Origin of the sequence: Mesorhizobium sp. ISC11, from assembly GCF_037162595.1 — a bacterium.
GTDB lineage: Bacteria > Pseudomonadota > Alphaproteobacteria > Rhizobiales > Rhizobiaceae > Mesorhizobium > Mesorhizobium ciceri.
The window spans coordinates 863,315-883,797 of record NZ_JAVSPW010000001.1; the positions used below are offsets into that span (position 1 = coordinate 863,315).

The 20,483-nt window shown below is 62.8% G+C and carries 15 protein-coding genes and 2 pseudogenes; 14 read left to right on the plus strand and 3 right to left on the minus strand.

Annotated features, from left to right (window positions below):
• Positions 1-71 precede the first annotated feature (71 nt).
• Positions 72-1,873, minus strand: a pseudogene (locus RPF88_RS04350) (NAD(P)-binding domain-containing protein).
• A gap of 420 nt (positions 1,874-2,293) precedes the next feature.
• Here RPF88_RS04350 and RPF88_RS04355 point away from each other — a divergent pair.
• From RPF88_RS04355 to RPF88_RS04405, 11 genes and pseudogenes are all read left to right on the plus strand, one after another.
• Entirely contained in the window at positions 2,294-3,448 is a 1,155-nt protein-coding gene (locus RPF88_RS04355; protein ID WP_337121752.1) for a DUF6600 domain-containing protein, read from the plus strand.
• Between the two features lie 257 nt (positions 3,449-3,705).
• The gene (locus RPF88_RS04360; RefSeq protein ID WP_082826477.1) at positions 3,706-5,487 is read left to right on the plus strand and encodes an acetolactate synthase 3 large subunit; all 1,782 of its coding nucleotides are present in this window, start codon (positions 3,706-3,708) and stop codon (positions 5,485-5,487) included.
• A gap of 85 nt (positions 5,488-5,572) precedes the next feature.
• Positions 5,573-6,145, plus strand: a complete 573-nt coding sequence (ilvN, locus tag RPF88_RS04365) for an acetolactate synthase small subunit (RefSeq protein WP_013531048.1) — start codon at positions 5,573-5,575, stop codon at positions 6,143-6,145.
• Positions 6,146-6,277: 132 nt separating this feature from the next.
• Entirely contained in the window at positions 6,278-6,874 is a 597-nt protein-coding gene (locus RPF88_RS04370; protein ID WP_024501399.1) for a LysE family translocator, read from the plus strand.
• A 247-nt stretch (positions 6,875-7,121) separates the two neighbouring features.
• Positions 7,122-8,396, plus strand: a complete 1,275-nt coding sequence (locus tag RPF88_RS04375) for an efflux RND transporter periplasmic adaptor subunit (protein WP_337121753.1) — start codon at positions 7,122-7,124, stop codon at positions 8,394-8,396.
• A complete protein-coding gene (locus tag RPF88_RS04380; RefSeq protein ID WP_224674876.1) occupies positions 8,393-11,554 on the plus strand; it encodes an efflux RND transporter permease subunit in 3,162 nt (1,053 codons plus the stop codon). The genes RPF88_RS04375 and RPF88_RS04380 overlap by 4 nt, the downstream gene beginning before the upstream one ends.
• Positions 11,555-11,634: 80 nt before the next feature.
• Positions 11,635-12,258 (plus strand): nitrile hydratase subunit alpha, encoded by a 624-nt coding sequence (nthA, locus tag RPF88_RS04385; RefSeq protein ID WP_063172438.1) that lies wholly within the window; start codon positions 11,635-11,637, stop codon positions 12,256-12,258.
• The gene (gene nthB, locus RPF88_RS04390; protein ID WP_337121754.1) at positions 12,255-12,914 is read left to right on the plus strand and encodes a nitrile hydratase subunit beta; all 660 of its coding nucleotides are present in this window, start codon (positions 12,255-12,257) and stop codon (positions 12,912-12,914) included. The genes nthA and nthB overlap by 4 nt, the downstream gene beginning before the upstream one ends.
• Positions 12,901-13,251, plus strand: a complete 351-nt coding sequence (locus RPF88_RS04395; protein ID WP_027160577.1) for a nitrile hydratase accessory protein — start codon at positions 12,901-12,903, stop codon at positions 13,249-13,251. The genes nthB and RPF88_RS04395 overlap by 14 nt, the downstream gene beginning before the upstream one ends.
• Positions 13,252-13,366: 115 nt before the next feature.
• A pseudogene (gene fusA, locus RPF88_RS04400) lies at positions 13,367-14,263 on the plus strand (elongation factor G); the annotation flags it as partial.
• A 153-nt stretch (positions 14,264-14,416) separates the two neighbouring features.
• A complete protein-coding gene (locus tag RPF88_RS04405; RefSeq protein ID WP_337121755.1) occupies positions 14,417-15,544 on the plus strand; it encodes an ATP-dependent DNA helicase in 1,128 nt (375 codons plus the stop codon).
• Here RPF88_RS04405 and RPF88_RS04410 read toward each other — a convergent pair.
• Entirely contained in the window at positions 15,537-15,959 is a 423-nt protein-coding gene (locus RPF88_RS04410) for an STAS/SEC14 domain-containing protein (RefSeq protein ID WP_337121756.1), read from the minus strand. The two genes, RPF88_RS04405 and RPF88_RS04410, sit on opposite strands and share 8 nt — an antisense overlap.
• A gap of 133 nt (positions 15,960-16,092) precedes the next feature.
• Here RPF88_RS04410 and RPF88_RS04415 point away from each other — a divergent pair, with 133 nt between their 5' ends.
• Both RPF88_RS04415 and RPF88_RS04420 read left to right on the plus strand, forming a co-directional pair.
• Positions 16,093-16,833 carry a pyridoxine 5'-phosphate synthase gene (locus tag RPF88_RS04415; protein WP_063168262.1) on the plus strand — a complete coding sequence of 247 codons (741 nt, stop codon included), beginning with the start codon at positions 16,093-16,095 and terminating at the stop codon, positions 16,831-16,833.
• 104 nt (positions 16,834-16,937) lie between these two features.
• Positions 16,938-18,857 carry a potassium transporter Kup gene (locus RPF88_RS04420; RefSeq protein ID WP_337121757.1) on the plus strand — a complete coding sequence of 640 codons (1,920 nt, stop codon included), beginning with the start codon at positions 16,938-16,940 and terminating at the stop codon, positions 18,855-18,857.
• Positions 18,858-19,042: 185 nt separating this feature from the next.
• Here the strand turns inward: RPF88_RS04420 and RPF88_RS04425 are convergent, their stop codons facing one another.
• Positions 19,043-19,936, minus strand: a complete 894-nt coding sequence (locus RPF88_RS04425) for an SDR family oxidoreductase (protein WP_337121758.1) — start codon at positions 19,934-19,936, stop codon at positions 19,043-19,045.
• Positions 19,937-20,071: 135 nt separating this feature from the next.
• Between RPF88_RS04425 and RPF88_RS04430 the strand changes: the two genes are divergently transcribed.
• Positions 20,072-20,482: a winged helix-turn-helix transcriptional regulator gene (locus RPF88_RS04430; RefSeq protein WP_013531060.1), complete on the plus strand. Its 411-nt coding sequence runs from the start codon at positions 20,072-20,074 to the stop codon at positions 20,480-20,482.
• The last annotated feature ends 1 nt before the right edge of the window (position 20,483 follow it).

Consider the following 20,483-nt stretch of genomic DNA (forward strand, 5'->3'; position numbering starts at 1 on the left):
TTCCCTCAAAGGAAGGAGGCAGGGTGCAAGCCCTGCCTCCTTTCTTCCGGCTTCGCCGGAATCGCGCTCGCCTACCCCTTGTGATGCACCTGCTGCAGCCCGTAGACCGGCGTCGCCAAGCCGGCCTGCCTGGCCTTCAGCTGCAGCGCCAGGAATTGTGAATAGTGGCGTGACTGGTGCAGGTTGCCGCCGTGAAACCACAGCGCTTCCTGCTGTGTAGGCTTCCACATGTTGCGCAACTCGCCTTCCCAGGGGCCGGGATCCTTGGTGGTGTTCGAGCCGAGGCCCCAGCATTTGCCGACTTGTCGGCGGTTTCGCGCGATATCAGATCGGCGGCCCAGCCGTTCATCGAGCCGTAGCCGGTGGCGTAGACGATGAGGTCCGCAGGCAGTTCCGACCCGTCGCTGAGCAGGACCGAGTGCTGCTTGATCTCTTCGACGTCGACGCCGCTCTTCAGCTTGATCGAACCATCGATGACCAACTGCGATGCGCCAACATCGATGTAATAGCCAGAGCCGCGCCTGAGGTACTTCATGAACAGGCCGGACTCGTCGTCGCCCCAGTCGAGCATGAAACCGGCCTTTTCCAGTCCCTTGTAGAATGCCGCATCGCGTTTCTTCATCTCGGCATAGGCCGGGATCTGGAACTCGTGCAGGATCTTGTAGGGCAGCGAAGCGAAGATGAGATCGGCCTTGGCGGTGGTGATGCCATTCTGCAGCGCCTGCTCCGAATAGAGCGAACCCAGTCCGATTTCCATCAACGTGTCGGACCTGGAGATATGGGTACTCGAGCGCTGCACCATGGTCACGTCGGCGCCGGCTTCCCAAAGTGCGGCAGCGATGTCATGGGCGGAATTGTTGGATCCGATGACAACGGCCTTTTTGTCGGCATAGGCGTCGGGACCCGGATGCTTCGACGAGTGGTGCTGATCGCCCTCGAAGGTCTCCATGCCCTTGAATTTCGGCAGATTGGCTTTGCCGGACTGTCCGGTCGCCAGCACCAGCTGCTTCGGCTTCAGCGTGATGTCCTTGCCGTCACGGTGGACGACAACGGTCCATTCCTTCGTCTTGTCGTCATAGGAAGCGCTTTTGGCCTCGGTCGAGGACCAGTAATTCAGCTCCATTACCTTGGTGTACATTTCCAGCCAGTCGCCGATCTTGTCCTTGGGCGAGAAGACCGGCCAGTTCTTGGGGAAATCGATATAGGGCAGATGGTCGTACCAGACCGGGTCATGCAGGCAGAGCGACTTGTAGCGCTTGCGCCAGCTGTCGCCGGCACGCTCGTTCTTCTCGATGATGATGGTCGGCACGCCAAGCTGCCGCAGCCGCGCGCCGAGCGCGATACCGCCCTGGCCGCCACCGATGATCACCGTATAGGGCTGCGTCTTGAAGCCGAGCTCGGCGGCTTCCCTCTCGCGCTCTTCCTTCCATGTCGGACGGTTCTTGCCCGAGCCGTGCCTGGCGCCCATCGGCCGCGCGAAGCCTGCCGGCTCCTCGTGGCCTTTCAGTTCGGCCATGGTGGTCAGCAGCGTCCAGATCTTGCCGTTCTTCAGCCTGATATGGCCGAAGCCGCGTGCCGCCTCCGTCTCGAAGCTGATCCAGCCCTCGATCAGTTCGCCGCTCTCGGTCGCGTCCTCGCCCTTGGCGATGGCGAAGTGCGATGGCCTGGTGTTCGACAACTGGCTTTTCAGCATGTCGCGGACCTGGTCGCGGCCTTCCATGGTCTTGATGTTCCAGGTGAAGGTAACGAGGTCGCGCCAGTAGCAATCTTCTTGAAAGCAATCGACCGCCTTCTCGATGTCATTGGCAGCAAGCGCGGCGCCGAACTGGTCGAGTACGTCAGACAGTTTCTTGCTAGAGGGCTTGTCGAGCATCAGGTTTCCTCCCGTGAAATCCAGATCGTCATGGTGATGGCTCCGACGGGCTTGCCGCCGGACGATCAAGTATCGTCAGAGATGGCGGCCCTCGTCACGCCCCACCATAGTTTCCAGCGGTTTCAATGGTTTATTCGCAAAATGGGATCACCCGGCGGTTTCGCAATCGCCCGGGCGCCGGAAACGAACGTCCCATTTGTGAATGCCGCGCCGGTCGCGCAAAGTTGATGGTCAAATGCCGCAATGCGGTCACCGGGGCCGATAACAACCGATCGGTGAGAAGCCGGGAAGCGGTGGCGGGCAGCAGGGCGGTTCCCGGGATTTTCTGGATGCGGAACTCTGGAGCCCGTTATGATTATCATATCCTTTTTCCAAGCGTCTTCACGCCACTCTCTCGGCCGGCGTGGACGTGCTGCAGCAATGGCCGCGGTCATGGCCTTGAGTGCGACGGTGACCGGCCCGCTGGTGCTGCCCGGAACACAGGCGCATGCGGCGGAAATTTCCGTCACCGTCCGCGAAAGGCTTTCGAACTATGGCGGATGGCGAACCTCCAGCCGCTTCGGCGATGTCTGGGTTCCCTCGGTGCGTACCCAATGGCGGCCCTACACCGAAGGCAGGTGGGTCTGGACCGACGATGGCTGGTACTGGCAGTCCACCGAGCCATTCGGCGATGTCGTCTATCACTATGGCCGCTGGGCGTATGATCCCGATTTCGGCTGGGTGTGGATCGCCGGCGATCAATGGGCGCCAGCCTGGGTGGTCTGGCGTCAGGGCGGCAATGATGTCGGCTGGGCTCCGGCGCCGCCCGACGTCGGTGCCGCCTTCGACGACGCCTGGTGGTGTTTCGTGCCGGTGGCGGCGATCGGCGCGGTGGATCTGGTCAGGGTGGTGCGGCCGGTTCAGGAGAACGTCGTCATCGTGCGCAACACGACATTCATCAACCAGACGGTCGTGGTCAACAATGCGCCACGCGTGCGGCTTGGCAACCAGGTGGTTGCAATCAATGCCGGACCCCGGCTGCAGCAACTCCCGAAGCCAGTCATCGACTCGATCAAGGCGGCAAGACTGGTTCCTCCGCCCAAAGGCGTGTTTGCCAGTGCACGTCTCGATGCTTCCAGGGGCGCCGAAATCAAGAAGCTTGCCGGCAATGCAATGGGGAACGGGCAAATCGTGGCGGGCCCCAAGACTGCGATCGGCGGCAAGGCCATTTCCCCGGGCGCGGTGGCTGCCAGCAATCCAGCCGTCGTGAGGCCTGGCAACACTGTGCGCAAGCGGATGGTCGCCGGCAACGGCGCGAAGGCCGATGCGCTCAAGCTGCATGCCGACAGGACCGCGGGCGATGGACGTATCGTTGTCAAATCGTCGGCCAAACCGGGGTCGGCCAAGCCGGTCTCGGGGCAGCGTCCTGCACGCGGTGCCGGGCAACAGAAGCCGCATCAGCAGGCGATGGCAATGCACATGCCCCAGCACCATGGCCCGGCAAAGGTGGGACCTCACCATTCGCCAGCGAAGATGCAGGCGACGAAGGTGTCCAGATGCGATCCGCGCGTTTCCCGCTGCAAGGCGCCGGGCTGATCGCCTCAATCGCGCCGGCACGCTGTGCGCGCCGGCGCGATTTTTCCCGTTGACAGGTCGCCTTGCCCGCCCTTAGTGTCCGCCACCATGAAAACAGCACTCATTCTCGTAGGAAAGCGCGTGGGCAAGGCGGTGTAACCGCCGGGCGAAAACCCCCCATGCGCAAGACACAGGCTCCCTCGGGGGCCTTTTTTATTGCCTGAAACACGACTAAACGACCAGCAAACGCCCAATGGCGACAGTACGGGACCAGACCGATGAGCAACGGACAGAACGAGCGGCGCGAGATGACGGGCGCCGAAATGGTGGTGCAGGCGCTGAAGGACAATGGCGTCAAGCATGTCTTCGGCTATCCCGGCGGCGCTGTCCTTCCGATCTATGACGAGATTTTTCAGCAAGACGAGGTCGAGCACATACTGGTGCGCCATGAGCAGGGCGCCGGCCATGCGGCGGAAGGCTATGCGCGCTCGACCGGTAAGGCCGGCGTGATGCTGGTGACCTCCGGCCCGGGCGCCACCAATGCGGTGACGCCGCTGCAGGACGCGTTGATGGATTCGATCCCGCTGGTCTGCCTGACCGGGCAGGTGCCGACCTCGCTGATCGGCTCGGACGCTTTTCAGGAATGCGATACGGTCGGCATCACGCGCCCCTGCACCAAGCACAACTGGCTGGTGAAGGACGTCAACGAGCTCGCCGCCACCATCCACGAGGCCTTTCATGTCGCGACCACCGGCCGTCCCGGTCCGGTCGTCGTCGACATCCCGAAGGATGTGCAGTTCGCCAAGGGATTCTATGTCCCGCCGCAGATCGCGCCACGCACCAGCTACCAGCCAAAGGTCCAGGGCGACCTGGAGAAGATCAAGGCGGCGGTCGAGTTGATGGCGGGCGCCAAGAAGCCGATCATCTACAGCGGCGGCGGCGTCATCAACTCCGGCCCGGAAGCGAGCCATCTGTTGCGCGAACTGGTCGATCTCACCGGTTTCCCGATCACCTCGACGCTGATGGGCCTCGGCGCCTATCCGGCATCGGGCAAGAACTGGATGGGCATGCTCGGCATGCACGGCACCTATGAAGCCAACATGGCCATGCATGATTGCGATGTGATGATCTGCATCGGCGCGCGCTTCGACGACCGCATCACCGGCCGGCTGACCGCCTTCTCGCCGAACTCGAAGAAGATCCACATCGACATCGATCCGTCGTCGATCAACAAGAACGTCCACACCGAGGTGCCGATCATCGGCGATGTCGGCCGGGTGCTGGAGGATATGGTGCGGCTGTGGCGGGCGAGCGCCAAGGCCGACAAGAAGGCGCTCTACCCCTGGTGGGAGCAGATCGCCAAATGGCGTGCGCGCGACTCGCTCGCCTACAAGATGAACAACGACGTGATCATGCCGCAATACGCCATCGAGCGGCTCTACGAACTGACCAAGGGCATGGACACCTACATCACCACCGAGGTCGGCCAGCACCAGATGTGGGCGGCGCAGCACTATCGTTTCGAGAAGCCGAACCGCTGGATGACGTCGGGCGGGCTGGGCACGATGGGTTATGGCCTGCCGGCAGCACTCGGCGTGCAGATCGCGCATCCCGACGCTTTGGTCATCGACATTGCCGGCGACGCTTCGGTGCAGATGACGATGCAGGAGATGAGCGCGGCGGTGCAGCACAATGCGCCGATCAAGATCTTCATCCTCAACAACCAGTATATGGGCATGGTGCGGCAGTGGCAGCAGTTGCTGCACGGCAACCGGCTGTCGCATTCCTATACCGAGGCGATGCCGGACTTCGTCAAGCTGGCCGAGGCCTATGGCGGCCACGGCATTCGCTGCGAAAAGCCGGACGAGCTGGACGACGCGATCAAGGAGATGATCTCGGTCAGGAAGCCGGTGCTGTTCGATTGCCGCGTGGCGACGCTCGCCAACTGCTTCCCGATGATCCCGTCGGGCAAGGCGCATAACGAGATGCTGTTGCCCGACGAGGCGACCGACGAGGCGGTGGCCAATGCCATCGACGCCAAGGGCAGGGAACTGGTGTAGCCGGCAGAACCAAGGCAGGGCTGTCGCGAGAAAGCCCTGCGCAAACAACGAATTAGCTCAAGAGCTTGAAATCGAGATTCATGTCATGAACGCACAGCTACAACCGACCGGTTCGGCCTATTTTATCGCCAAGGAAACGGAAAAGCCGGAAAACCACACGCTTTCCGTGCTGGTCGACAATGAGCCGGGCGTGCTTGCCCGGGTCATCGGCCTATTTTCCGGGCGCGGCTACAACATCGAGAGCCTGACCGTCTCCGAGACCGAGCATGAAAAACACCTGTCGCGCATCACCATCGTGACGCGCGGCACGCCGCATGTGCTGGAGCAGATCAAGCACCAGCTGGAGCGCATCGTGCCGGTGCACCGCGTCGTCGACCTGACCGTGCGCTCGCATGAATCCGGCCAGGAGCGGCCGCTGGAGCGCGAACTGGCGCTGGTCAAGGTCGCCGGCATCGGCGAGGCCCGGGTCGAGGCGCTGCGGCTGGCCGATGCGTTCCGCGCCAGCGTCATCGACGCCAACACCGAGCATTTCATCTTCGAGATCACCGGCAAGGGCTCCAAGATCGATCAGTTCATCGCCATCATGAAGCCGCTCGGCCTGGTCGAAATCTGCCGCACCGGCGTGGCGGCGTTGAACCGCGGCCCGCAGGCGATGTAGGCCTTCGGTGCTGGCGCCGGGCGCGCCAGCCAGCTTCCACAGTGAGGCTTCTGGCCCCGCTGTGGGCCGTCCGTGGGCCTTTGCGGGTTGCCTAGAAAAGACAACGATCCTGACTTGTCGGGGAGGATATCCATGTCGCTTGACGCTTTCCTTGCCCTGCTTGTCTACGCCTTGGTGACTTCGATCACGCCGGGGCCGAACAATCTCATGCTTCTGGCATCGGGCGTGAATTTCGGCATCGTCAGAACCGTTCCGCACATGCTTGGCATCAGCATGGGTTTCCTCGTGCTGCTGCTTGCCGTCGGTCTTGGCCTTGGCGCTGTGTTGACGGCGTTTCCGGCGCTGCATACCGCGCTCAAGATCGCCGGCGGCGCCTATCTTCTGTACCTCGCCTGGAAGATCGCCATGTCGCGCACGCTGACCGGCAAGGGCGAGACGAAGGCGCGGCCGATGCGCTTCATCGAGGCGGCTGCATTCCAGTGGGTCAATCCCAAGGCGTGGGTGATGGCGATCACCGCCATGGCCGTCTATGCCAATGCCGAGCACCCGTTCCTGTCGGTGGTGTTGATCGCTGTGGCCTTCACCATCGTCAATTTGCCGAGCGTCTCGGTGTGGGCTGGGTTCGGCACCGCGCTGCGCGGTTTCCTGTCGGACCCGGTACGGCTGAAATGGTTCAACATCGCCATGGGCGTGCTGCTGGCGGCGACGCTTTGGCCGATGCTCAAATAGGTCGAGACGCGCACATTCTGGTCGTCTCAGGCCGGAAGGCGATGGCTCGCAAGCCGTCGGATGGGGATTCAGCCCGTGTTGCACATCCATTGTGCAGTGCACATTAAATCTTCGTAATGCCGTGTTTTGGCCCTTTTCCGACAAAGGCGCGTCCTATCTATTCGGCGAAATCGCGGCAACGGGCCGTGATTTGCGCTAGAGTAGAACCATCGGACCACGACGTGTCGGGTGGGGAGGGCCTTTGACCATGCGTGGAAAAGTCGTTCTTTCGTTGCTTGCCGTCGCCTGTGCGGGCGCGGCCTGGCTCTATGTGTCTCCGGACGCGCTGAGCAAGGCTCAGCAGCTCATCGGCGCAAAGCAGGTCGCTGCCGCGGACAAATCGGCAACCGGCAAGCCGGCAGCGGGCGACAAGGCGGCAGGTGGCGGCGGTGCCGCCCGCTCGGCTTCCATCCTCTCGGCCGTCGCCTCGACAGCCGATTTCCCGATCCGGCGTTATGCGATCGGCTTCGTCTCGTCTCCCGCCGTCGTCAACATCAACGCGCGGGTGTCCAGCCAGATCGTCTCGATCGACGTCAAGGATGGGCAGATGGTCAGGGTCGGCGACGTTCTGTTCTCGCTCGATGACCGGGCGCTGAAGGCGCAGTTGGCAAAGGATCAAGCGGCGCTCGCCAAGGACCAGGCGCTGCTTGCCAGTTCGAATTCCGATCTCCAGCGCGCCAAGGATCTGGTTGCCAAGCAGGCCGGCACGCAGCAGACCTACGACCAGGCCGTCGCCGCGCAGAAGGCTGCCGCTGCGACCGTTGACGCCGACAAGGCGACAATCGACGCCGACAATGTCCAGCTTGGCTTCGCCACGATCACGGCGCCGATTTCCGGCAGGCTGGGTGCGGTCAGCGTCGCCGTCGGCGATCTCGTCACCGTCAGCAATGGCAACAGCAGCACGGCGACCCCGCTGGTGACCATCACCCAGATGGACCCGCTGCAGGTCAACTTCAATCTGCCGGAAAGCAATCTCGCCCTGCTGCACAAGGCGCTTGCCAATCCGCAGCAGGGCGCGGTGACACTGACCAAGGATGGTGACCCGACGCCGATCGGCAAGGGCACGCTCGATTTCGTCGACTCCAGCGTCGACACCGCGTCGGGCACTATCGCGACGCGGGCAAGTATTCCCAATGCCGACCTTTCGCTATGGCCCGGCCAGTATGTGAATGTCGTGCTCGACGCCGGCATCATGCCGCAGATGACATCGGTTCCTACCGTCGCCGTGCAGCCAAGCCAGAAGGGCCCGTTCGTCTATGTGGTCAAGCCGGACAACACGGTCGAGATGCGGCCGGTGCAGGTGGCGCTGACCGAAGGCGACAACAGCGCCATCAGCCAGGGGCTGAAAAGCGGTGAGAAGGTTGTCACCGAGGGCCAGACACGGCTGAAGGACGGCGCCGCGGTGCATGAAGGCAAGACCACGGCGGGTGCCGCCGCGCCCAAGGTGGCCGAGGCGACCAGCGCCGGCGAGGCCGCCCAATGATTTCCGAATTCTGCATACGCCGGCCCGTCGCCACCCTTCTGATGTCGTTCGCCCTCGTGCTGGGCGGGCTGTTCGCCTACAAGTTCCTGCCGGTGGCCGCACTGCCCAGCGCCGAATTCCCGGTGGTCAACGTCTCGGCCTCGCTGCCCGGCGCCTCGCCGGAAACCATGGCGACATCGGTGGCGACGCCGCTGATCAAGCAGTTCGCCACCATCGCCGGCATCGATTCGATCTCGACCACCAACTCGCTTGGCCAGACCTCGATCGCCATCCAGTTCGTGCTCAACCGCGACATCGACGCGGCGGCGGCCGACGTGCAGGCGGCGATCGCGCGCACGCAGAAATCATTGCCGCCGCAGATGACGGCGCCGCCGAGCTATCGCAAGGTCAATCCGGCCGACGCGCCGATCCTTTTGATGTCGCTGGTCAGCGACACGGTTCCGCTGACCGACCTCGATGCGTTCGCGGAAAACGTCATCTCGCCGTCGCTGTCGACCATCGACGGCGTGGCGCAGGTCTCGATCTTCGGCCAGCAGAAATACGCGGTGCGCATCCAGATCGACCCGACCGCGCTTGCCGCACGCGGCATCTCGATCGATCAGCTGCAGGCGGCGGTTGCCTCGGCCAACAGCAACACGCCGCTCGGCGTGCTCCAGAACGACAAGCAGCAGCTCACCATCACCGCCAACACGCAGCTGACCGACGCCGCCGGTTTCTCCAACATCATCATCGCCACCAAAAACGGTCACCCGGTACGGCTGGGCGAGGTGACCCGCGTGGTCGATTCGGTGCAGACGACCACGACGGCGAGTTGGTACGATGGCACCCGCGCGATCATCATGGCCGTGCAGCGCCAGCCCGACGCCAACACTGTCGACGTCGTCGACAAGGTCAAGGCGATGCTGCCGTCCTTCAAGGACCAGATGCCGGCCGCCGCCGACATCAAGCTGCTTAACGACCGCTCCAGTTCGATCCGGCAGGCGGTCAGCGACGTGCAGTTCACGCTGCTGCTCACCATTGCCCTGGTCATCATGGTGATCTTCGTGTTCCTGCGCCGGGTGACGGCGACAATCATCCCGGCCGTGGCGGTGCCGATCTCGCTGATCGCCACGCTCGGCGCGATGTTCCTGTTCGGCTTTTCCATCGACAACATCTCGCTGATGGGCCTGACGCTGGCGGTCGGCCTCGTCGTAGACGACGCCATCGTGATGCTTGAAAACATCTTCCGCCACATGGAGGAGGACGGGCTGTCGGCCTTCGACGCCTCGCTGAAGGGCGCGCGCGAAATCGGCTTCACCATCATCTCGATCTCGATCTCGCTGGTGGCGGTTTTCATCCCCGTGCTGCTGATGGGCGGCGTCATCGGGCGCATCTTCAACGAGTTCGCCGTGGTGGTGACGGTCGCCATCCTGGCGTCGATGTTCGTGTCGCTGACGCTGACGCCGATGCTGTGCTCGCGGCTGCTGTCGGTGACCAAAGCCGACCGCGACAAGCATGGCCCCGGTCACAAGCAGGACCTCGTCACGCGCGGCTACGACAGGGTCTTGAGCTTCTGCCTGCGGCACACCTTCCTGGTGTTCCTCGTCTTCGTCGGCACCGCGGCAGCGTCGGTGTGGCTGATCCAGACTTCGCCGAAGGGTTTCTTCCCGCAGGAGGACATCGGCCAGATATCGGTGACCACCATCGCACGTCAGGACATCTCTTTCGACGCCATGTCCAGGCTGCAAGGACAGGTCGCCAGCGTCTTCTCGCATTCGCCCTATGTCGACCATGTGGCGTGGTCGGCGGGCAGCGGCAACAATGCGCTCAACCAGGGGCAGCTCTTCGTCCAGCTCAAGGGCAAGGACCAGCGCCCCGATATCGAGAAGGTGCTTTCGGATCTGCGCAAGCAACTGGCCGGCGTTGCTGGCATCGAGACCTATATGCAGCCGGTGCAGAATTTGAGGCTGGGCTCGCGGTCGTCCGCAAGCGCCTACCAGCTCGTGGTTCAGGGCCTTGATACCGGCCTCACCGATATTTGGGCGCAGAAACTGAACGACGCGATGGCGGCCGACCATGCGAACTTCACCGACGTCACCAGCGACCTGCAGAACAATGCGCTGCAGGCGACGCTGGTGGTGGATCGCGACAAGGCCGCCCAGCTCGGTATCGATACCGACACGTTGCGCTCCGCCCTCTATGGCGGGTTCGGCACCGACCAGGTTTCGACCATCTTCGGTTCGGCCGACAGCTATGAGGTCATCACCGAGCTCGATCCCAAGATCGAGTGGTCGCCCGAGCGGATGCTGGCCATCCAGATGAGGACGGCGAGCGGCAGTCTTGTTCCGCTCGGCGCCTTCGCCCGCGTCGATCGCACGGCCGGCGCCCTGACCGTCAACCAGCTCGGCCAGCTTCCAGCCGTGACCATCTCCTACAATCTGCCGCAGGGCGTGGCGCTGGGCGACAGCGTGACGCGCATCAATGCGCTGAAAGAGCAGATCGGCATGCCGACGGTGATCTCGACGACCTTTGCCGGCACGGCCAAGACCTTCCAGGATTCGCTGGCCAACCAGGGTTTTCTGGTCGGCGGCGCAATCCTGACCATCTACATCGTGCTCGGCATCCTCTACGAAAGCTTCATCCACCCGCTGACCATCCTCACCGGCCTGCCGTCGGCCGTGCTGGGAGCGGTCGTTGCGCTGCGCTTCGCCGGCATGGATCTGTCGGTCATCGCGGTGATCGGCATCCTGATGCTGATCGGCATCGTCAAGAAGAACGGCATCATGATGGTCGATGTCGCGCTTGAGTTGCGACGAGAAGGCATGTCGGCGACCGAGTCGATCCACAAGGCCTGCCTGATGCGCTTCAGGCCGATCATGATGACGACGCTGGCGGCACTCATGGGCACGTTCCCGATTGCACTCGGCACCGGCGCCAGCGCCGAACTGCGCCAACCGCTGGGCGTTGCCGTTGTCGGCGGCCTGCTTGCCTCGCAGGCACTGACCCTGTTCGTGACGCCGGTCATCTATGTCTACATGGAGAATTTCTCGGGCTGGCTGGTCGGGCTTTGGTCGAAGCGCAAGGGCGAGCCGGGCTCGGTCGAAGCGGGGGATCAGCCCTCGCTGTTCAAGCCCAGGGAAGACATGCTGCCCGAGCCGCAGCGGGCGGCCGCCGAATAGGGGGTAGAGCTGGCGCCATGGTTCCGTTGGCCCAAGCCGTCGCGCTTGCGGCGGCATCACTGCAAACGTAGTTTGTAGCCATGTCACACGATCATGACCACGACAACGAACTCGATCCGTTTGCCGCCCGCGTGCGCGCGCTGGAGACGATCCTCGCCCAGAAGGGGCTGATCGATCCGGCGGCGATCGACGTCATCGTCGATACTTACGAGACGAAGATCGGTCCGCGCAACGGGGCCAGGGTGGTGGCGAAAGCCTGGAGCGATCCAGCCTATGCCGACTGGCTGAAGCGCGATGCGACGGCGGCGATCGGTTCGCTTGGCTACACAGGCCGCCAGGGCGAGCACATGCAGGCGGTGTTCAACACGCAGGACACCCATAATCTCGTCGTCTGCACGCTGTGCTCCTGCTATCCATGGTCGGTGCTTGGCCTGCCGCCGGTCTGGTACAAGGCGCCGCCCTATCGTTCGCGCGCGGTGATCGATCCGCGCGGCGTGCTGGAAGAGTTCGGGCTGACGCTGCCGGCGGACAAGAAAATCCGCGTCTGGGATTCCACTGCCGAGCTGCGCTATCTCGTCGTGCCGATGCGGCCCGAGGGTACCGAGGGCTGGAGCGAGGAGCGGCTGGCGGAGCTGGTCAGCCGTGACGCGATGATCGGCACCGGCCTGGCCCAAAGACCTGGAATAGAGGGGCAGCCGGCATGAACGGGCCGCAAGATCTCGGCGGACAGATGGGGTTCGGCCCGGTCGCGCCGGAAAAGGACGAACCTTACTTCCATGCCGCCTGGGAAAGGCGGGCGCTCGGCGTGACGCTGACTGCCGGCGCCATGGGCGCCTGGAACATCGACGAGAGCCGGCATGCACGGGAATCGCTGCATCCGGCTGTCTACTATTCATCGAGCTACTACGAGATATGGATCAAGGCGCTGGAGGTGCTGTTGAAGCGCCATGGCTTCGTCAGCCAGCGCGATCTCGAAGCGGGCAAGGCAGTCGATCCAGCAGCGACTCCCAAGAGGGTGCTGAAGGCGGAAAACGTGCCCGCAGTGCTGGCCAAGGGCAGCCCTTGCGACCGGCCGGTGGCGCAAGCGGCGCGGTTCAAGGCCGGAGACCCCGTGCGGACCAAAAACTTCAACCCGACCGGCCACACGCGGCTGCCGCGCTACGCACGCGGCAAGCACGGCGTGATCGAGGCGGTGCACGACGGTTTTGTTTTTCCCGACAGCAACGCGCATGGACACGGCGAAAACCCGCAATGGGTCTACACCGTGGTTTTCGAAGGATCGGAGATCTGGGGCGAGGGCGCCGACCCGACGCTTGTTGTGTCGATCGACGCCTGGGAGAGCTATCTTGAGCCGGCGTGATGGCCCCGCCGATTTGCCGCCGGGCGCCGATGCGCCTGTTTTCGCCGAGCCATGGCAAGCCGAAGCCTTCGCCATGACGGTTGCGCTGCACGACAAGGGCCTGTTTTCGTGGAGCGAGTGGGCGCAGGCACTGTCGGCAGAAGTGAAGAGACCGGGCGCCGCAGCGGACGGCCATGATTATTACGAACATTGGCTGGCTGCGTTGGAAAAGCTGCTTGCCTCAAAAGGTCTGGCCGCCAAGTCCGATGTCGATGCGATGGCAGAGGCATGGGAACGCGCCGCGCATGCCACCCCGCACGGCAAGCCGATCCTGCTGGAGAACGATCCTGGACCCTGACAGCAGGCTGCGAGCAGCCAGGCCAAAAAGATCAGTTTAGTCTTCCGTTATCTCAGTCCGGATTTCGCTCCTGCACTCAGTTGCAAATATTGGGGCCACCAGCGACCATATCCCCATGATGGAAAAGCCTGCCGCGCCCTGGCCTTTGCTGCAAATCGCGATCGAGCCGAAATCGAAGGCCGATCAGGAGCGGCTGCGTATCGCCTTGGCGAAGCTGGCGGACGAGGATGCTTTCTTCCGCGCCATGCAAGACGAGGAATCGGGCCAGACCATTATCGCCTTCATGGACGAACTCCACCTCGACATCATCATTGACCACCTGCGTCGCGAGTCCCAGGTCGATGTGAATATTGGTTCTCCACAAGTGGCCTATCGCGAGACGATCACCCGTACGCACAAGCAGGACTTCACGCACAAGAGGCAGTCCGGCGGCACCGGTCAGTTCGCCCGCGTCAAGATCATGTTCGAGCCGAACGCGGACAGCGCGGACTCCGTGTTCGAGTCCAGGATCGTCGGTGGTGCGCTTCATGGCGAATACATTGCGGGCGTCGAAAAGGGGCTGCGCAGCATATTGTCCTCAGGTCCATTTGCGGGCTTCCCGATGATCGGCGTCAAGGCGGTGCTGATGGATGGCGCTTTTCACGATACCGATTCCTCGGCTCTGGCTTTCGAGATCGCCGGCCGCGCCTGCTTTCGCGAAGCCGCGCCACGCCTCGGCGTGCAGTTGCTCGAGCCGATCATGAAGGTCGAAGTAATGACTTCAGCAACCCATGTCGGCAACGTCATCGCCGAACTGCAAAGCCGCCGTGGCCAGATCCTGAGTCGGGAAATCCGCGGCGTGGTCGTCGTCGTCAACGCGACAGTGCCGCTTAGAAATATGTCCAAGCTGGAGGATGCACTCCGGTCCTGTTCGAACGGGCAGGCACGGTTGAGCGTCAGCTATGCCGGATACGCTCCCGTTCCGCTACCACCCGACGACCGCGACCCGCGGGCCGCCATGGCCATTGCCTGAATTTCGCTTCCAGCCGACGTGGTCGGTTGTTCCCTTTACGTTCTTGTCCGCGCCTGATAGCCTGACCCGTCGGCGGCACTGAAGCGTCCCCGATGCTTCGATGATGATGGCGGCTGTCTTGTCTTTCCCTTGCGAATCCGGTCTCTCGCGCTGATGGAATTCTCTCCCCAACAGGATGAGGCGCTGCAAGCGGTCGCCCGCTGGCTCAAGACCGGCCAGCCGCAGCTGTTCCGTCTGTTCGGCTATGCCGGCACCGGCAAGACCACGCTGGCGCGCTATTTCGCCGAACATGTCGACGGCCAGGTGCAGTTCGCCGCCTTCACCGGCAAGGCGGCGCAGGTGCTGCGCTCCAAGGGCGCGGTCAACGCCCGCACCATCCATTCGCTGATCTATAGGCCGAAAGGCGAGGAATCGGTGTCGGACGAAATCACCGGCAAGACGTCGATGTCGCCGACTTTTTCGCTCAACCGGCAGAGCCCGATCTCGCGCGCCAAACTGGTCGTCATCGACGAATGTTCGATGGTCGACGAACAACTTGGCCGCGACCTGATGAGTTTCGGCACGCCGATCCTGGTGCTCGGCGACCCCGGCCAGCTGCCGCCGATCTCGGGCGGCGGCTTCTTCACCGACCATGAGCCGGATTTCCTGCTCACCGAAATCCACCGGCAGGCGCGCGACAATCCGATCCTGCGGCTGGCGCTCGATGTGCGCGAGGGCCGCGAGTTCATGCGTGGCGACTATGGCACGGCGCAGGTGATCGGCAAGGAAGACGTTACCCAGGAACTGGTGCTGAAGGCGGACCAGGTGCTGGTCGGCACCAATCGCACGCGGCGCCGCTACAATCAGCGGCTGCGCGAGCTCAAGGGTTTCAACGCCGACTATCCGCAGGCCGGCGACAAGCTCGTCTGCCTGCGCAACGATCCGGCAAAGGGCCTGCTCAACGGCTCGCTGTGGAAGGTGATGACATCGTCGCGCGAGACGGTGAAGCCCGGCATCAACCTTCTGGTGTCGCCGGAAGAGGACGATCCGGATCGCGGCGTCGCCAAGATCAAGCTGCTCAAGGCGGCGTTCGAGGATCCGGACGCCGATATCCCCTGGCAGCAGAAGAAGCGCTTCGACGATTTCGACTATGGCTACGCGCTGACCGTGCACAAGGCGCAGGGCTCGCAGTGGAACGAGATCGTGCTGTTCGATGAAAGCTGGGCCTTCAAGGAAACCCGCCAGCGCTGGCTCTACACCGCCATCACGCGGGCGGCCGAGCGGTTGACGATCGTCAGGTAGGGGCGTCGGATGCTGTTGCCCCGATAGGCTGTGCGGCAAGCCATTGCCAGGCGGCAGCCTCGTCCTCCGCCCTGAAATGCCTGATTTCGATGGGCGGTGAGGACGGCAGAAAGCGTTGTGCGTCCGCTATCCAGTCCGGTTCGCCGATCGTCGCGCAACGGTCGACATGTTCCAATGCATGGATGGCGCCCTGCTTCAGTGTCTCGTCCGCGATGTCGGCCCAGTCGACGCCGTCGTGGTCGACGAGGCGCACCAGCACATCGACGCGCGGATGCAGGGCGTAGGCTGCCTCCAGCAATCCGAAAAGATTTTCACCATCGGCCGCGGAAACGTGCCCGACGACATCGATGGCGAAAAGGTCGTCACGGCTGGTCTCGATACGGCGGATTGCCGGCACCTCATCAAGAAAATTCATCGGCGCTACCTTTCCCGGCTGGTTCATCAGGCTTGGAACACCCGAAACCCCCAGTCTGTTCCCACCAAAGGCATTACTGTTCCCGCCAAAGCCATTATAGGTGGCGCATCGAATGATTTTTGAGGCCACCCGCATGCCTGCAAAGCTCTCCGTCAATCTCAATGCCATCGCCATGCTGCGCAACCGGCGCGACCTGCCGTGGCCAAGCGTCACCGGCCTCGGCCGCATTGCGCTGGCGGCCGGAGCGCACGGGCTGACAGTGCATCCACGCCCCGACGAGCGGCACACAAGACTCTCCGATGTGCCTGAGATCCGGTCGCTGATCGACGACGAGTTTCCGGGCGCGGAATTCAACATCGAGGGCTATCCGACCGAGGATTTCCTGCTGCTTGTGGAAAAGCATCAGCCTGAACAGGTGACCTTGGTGCCGGACGATCCGGCCCAGGCGACATCGGACCATGGCTGGAACTTCGCAACCCAGGCCGCGTTCCTCACACCAATCGTCAAGCGCCTGAAGAAGGGGGGCTTTCGCGTGTCGCTGTTTTCCGATCCGGATCCCGATTGGGTGGCGGCCGCGCGCGACACCGGCGCCGACCGCATCGAGCTCTATACAGGTCCATATGGCAGCTATCACACAGATTCCGCCAAAGCCGCCAAAGAGCTGGAAAGGCTGGGAAAAACCGCTGACGCCGCGCTTGCCGCCGGGCTGCAGGTCAATGCCGGGCACGATCTGGTGGTCGGCAACCTACCGGCGCTGGTCAAGCGCATTCCGGCATTGGCCGAAGTGTCGATCGGACATGGGTTGACAGCCGACGCGTTGGAGTATGGCATGGCCGGTACGGTGGGTCGGTTCCTCAAGGCCTGCGGATGGTAGCGATGGGCAGCCTCGCATGGCAGGCATGGCAGCCATTACGCGACGGCACTTGATATTGCATCGCAGCAAGCGTAGAGCACCGCGCGCTTATCGGAGTGTCGTCCATGGCCCTTACCAATACTGGTAGTGAGGCAGAACCCGTCGAACAATCGAGCCATTCGGAAGTCGAACAGCACAGCACCAAGGTTCTGATGCTGGGCGCGCTCGGTGTCGTCTATGGGGATATCGGCACCAGTCCGATCTACGCCTTTCGCGAGGCGCTGGTGGCATCTTCCGGCGGAGAAGTGGCCGACCGCGGTGACATCCTGGGCGTTTTGTCGCTGATCATCTGGTCGCTGACCATCATCGTCACCATCAAATACATCATGTTCGTGCTGCGGGCGAACAACCGCGGCGAGGGCGGCGTGCTGTCGCTGATGGCGCTGGCGCGCGGCAGTTTCCCCAAGCGCTCGGCGCTGATGCTCGGCATCGGCATCGTCGGGGCGTCGCTTTTCTTCGGCGACGCCGTCATCACGCCGGCGATTTCGGTGCTGTCGGCGGTCGAAGGCATGAACGTCGTCACGCCGACCTTCCAGCCTTATGTCGTGCCGCTGACACTGGTCATTCTCGCCATGGTGTTCGCGGTGCAACGTTTCGGCACGGGCGGCGTGGGATTGGTGTTCGGTCCCGTGACGGCGGTGTGGTTCCTGGCGATCGGCCTTTCCGGCCTCAACCACATCATCGCCGATCCGGAAATCCTGTGGGCGATCAGCCCGCACTACATCGTCGCCTTCCTGATCAATTCGCCCGATGTCGCTTTCGTCACCATCGGCGCCATCTTCCTCGCCGTGACCGGCGCGGAAGCGCTCTATGCCGATCTCGGCCATTTCGGCCGCAAGCCGATCGTGCTCGCCTGGCTGTGGGTCGTGTTTCCGTGCCTGCTGCTCAATTATGCCGGGCAGGGCGCTTTCGTGCTGGCCAAGAACGGCGTCGTCGGCCATCCGTTCTTCGAAATGAATGAAGGCTGGACGCTGATCCCGATGGTCGTGCTGGCGACCGCCGCCACGGTCATCGCCAGCCAGGCGGTGATCTCGGGCGCCTTCTCGTTGACCAGGCAGGCGGTGCAGCTCAACATGCTGCCGCGCCTGGAAATTCTACATACGTCGGAGAAACAGTCCGGCCAGATCTACATGCCGCGCGTCAACCTGCTGCTGGCGCTGGTGGTGATGATGCTGGTGGTGGGCTTCGGCGAGTCCAGCAGGCTGGCATCGGCCTACGGCATCTCGGTGACCGGCAACATGCTGGTGACCACGGTGCTGTTGTTTGTGGTCATGACGCGGATCTGGAAATGGAAGCTGTGGCTGGCGGTCTCGCTGACGGCGCTGTTCGGCTTCATCGACGTCGGTTTCTTTGCCTCCAACATCGTCAAGGTGTTTGAGGGCGGCTGGGCATCGCTGGCCGTTGCCTTCACCATCGTGCTGGCCATGTGGACCTGGGTGCGCGGCAGCCGCTATCTGTTCGACAAGACCCGCCGCAACGAGATCCCGCTCGATTTCCTGGCCGGCAATCTGTTGAAGAAGAAGCCGCAGCTGGTGTCAGGCACCGCCGTGTTCCTGACCAGCGATCCGCTCAGCGCGCCAACCGCACTGATGCACAGCCTGAAGCACTACAAGGTGCTGCATGAGCAGAACGTCATCCTTTCGGTGGTGACCGCGCCGCAGCCGGTGGTGCCCGACAGCGACCGGGTCAAAATGGAGACGGTCAACGAGCTGTTCATGCGGGTAACGCTGACCTTCGGCTACATGGAGCAGCCCAACATCCCGCGCGCGCTGGCGATCTGCCGCAAGCAGGGCTGGAAATTCGACATCATGACGACTTCGTTCTTCCTGTCGCGGCGTTCGCTCAAGGCCTCGCCCAATTCCGGCATGCCGGTGTGGCAGGACCGGCTGTTCATCGGCCTGGCGCGCACGGCGGCCGACGCGACGGAGTATTTCCAAATCCCGACCGGGCGCGTGGTGGAGATCGGCACTCAGGTGGCCATCTAGGACATGCCGATATTCAGGTGAGGCCGGCCTGCGAACGGCAGGTTCCTGCGCTTCCGGTAGTCACGGACCAAGTGTCCGCTCCGTTCCGGTTCTCGGAACCCACATTCTCGGTCCAGCCTGACCTGAATCTCGACATGTCCTGGCGAATGGGCTGTGTCTTGCGGCACAGCCCATGTCACTCCGCTTCAACCGGCCAGGCCGGCCTTGTTCGCCTCGAGGAACTGCTTCAGGGTCTTCGACTTGCGGCCGGAAAGCATCTCGACCGAGTCCGTCACCATGGCGATGCGGCCGGAGCGCGTGTTGGCGTCGAAGGACACGATGACTTCAGCAAAATCCTCGGGAACGCCTGATGCCTTTACCCCTTCGGTGAGCGCTTCATCCGGAACCTGCACGACCTCGAGCGACTTGCCGGTGACCTCGCTTACCAGGGCGGCAATCTCTGCCGTGGTGTAGGCGTGCGGACCGGTCAAGGTGTAGGTCTTGCTTTCGTTTGAAGCGCCAGCGAGGCTGGCGGCGATCGCCGCTGCCATGTCGTCGCGCGCACCGTGGGCAATGCGCCCGTCGCCGGCCGACGTGTACCATTTTCCCGAGGCGATCGCGTGCGGCAGGGCCATGAACAGGTTCTCCTGGTACCAGCCGTTGCGGAAGATCGTGTAGGGGATGCCGCTCGCCTTGATCGCCTGCTCGGTGCTGTAGTGGTCATCGGCAAACAGGACCGGCGATACCGGCTCCGGATTGGGCATCGAGGTGTAGAGCAGATGCGAAATGCCGGCATTTTTGGCCGCGGCGACGGCATTTTCGTGCTGCTTCAGGCGCCTGCCGCTTTTGAGATCGAGATCGCCGGTCGAAATAATCAGCACCTTGTCGGCGCCTTTGAATGCGGTTTCCAGCGACGCCGCGTCGTTGAAGTCGGCGGCCCTGACAACGACGCCGCGCAGCGCCAGATCGGCCACGCTTTCCGGATTGCGTGTGGCGGCGATGATGTTTGCCGGTGGAACTTTGTGCTTGTCCAGGAGATATTGGATGACGCCGTGGCCGAGCTGGCCGGAAGCGCCGGTGACGAGAAGGGTTTCGCTCATGGAAGGTCCTGACATTGCGCCGCTAAGGCGGTTCGAGTGGCAGTCTCAAAAAGAGACCAGCACTAAAATAGGAATTGACCTGGTGCCGTAAAGAAGGCAGTTTTTCGGGAGGTAGGCACACGCAGGGAACCAGCCATGGACGGCAAGGTCATCAATCTGAAATCGAAGTTGGAGGTCTATAAGGCCATCTCAGGCGGCGGCAATATTGCCAATTGTCCGGTTCGCGAGGTCATTCAAGGGGTGAGCGGCAAATGGAGATCGCTGCTGATGATGGCGCTGGCTGAAAAACCCTATCGCTTCGGTGAGTTGCGGCGCCTTGTGCCCGACATTTCGCAACGCATGCTGACCCAGACGCTGTACGATCTTCAGCGCGATGGCTATGTGCATCGTGAGGTGTTCCCGACCAAACCACCAAGCGTCGAATACAGCCTGACCGATCTCGGGCGCTCTATGTTCGGCGCCTTTCATCAATTGATTCTGTGGGCCGAACTCAACCATGATGCGGTGCGCGCAGCGCGCGCCGATTTTGATGCGTCCCAGGCTTGAA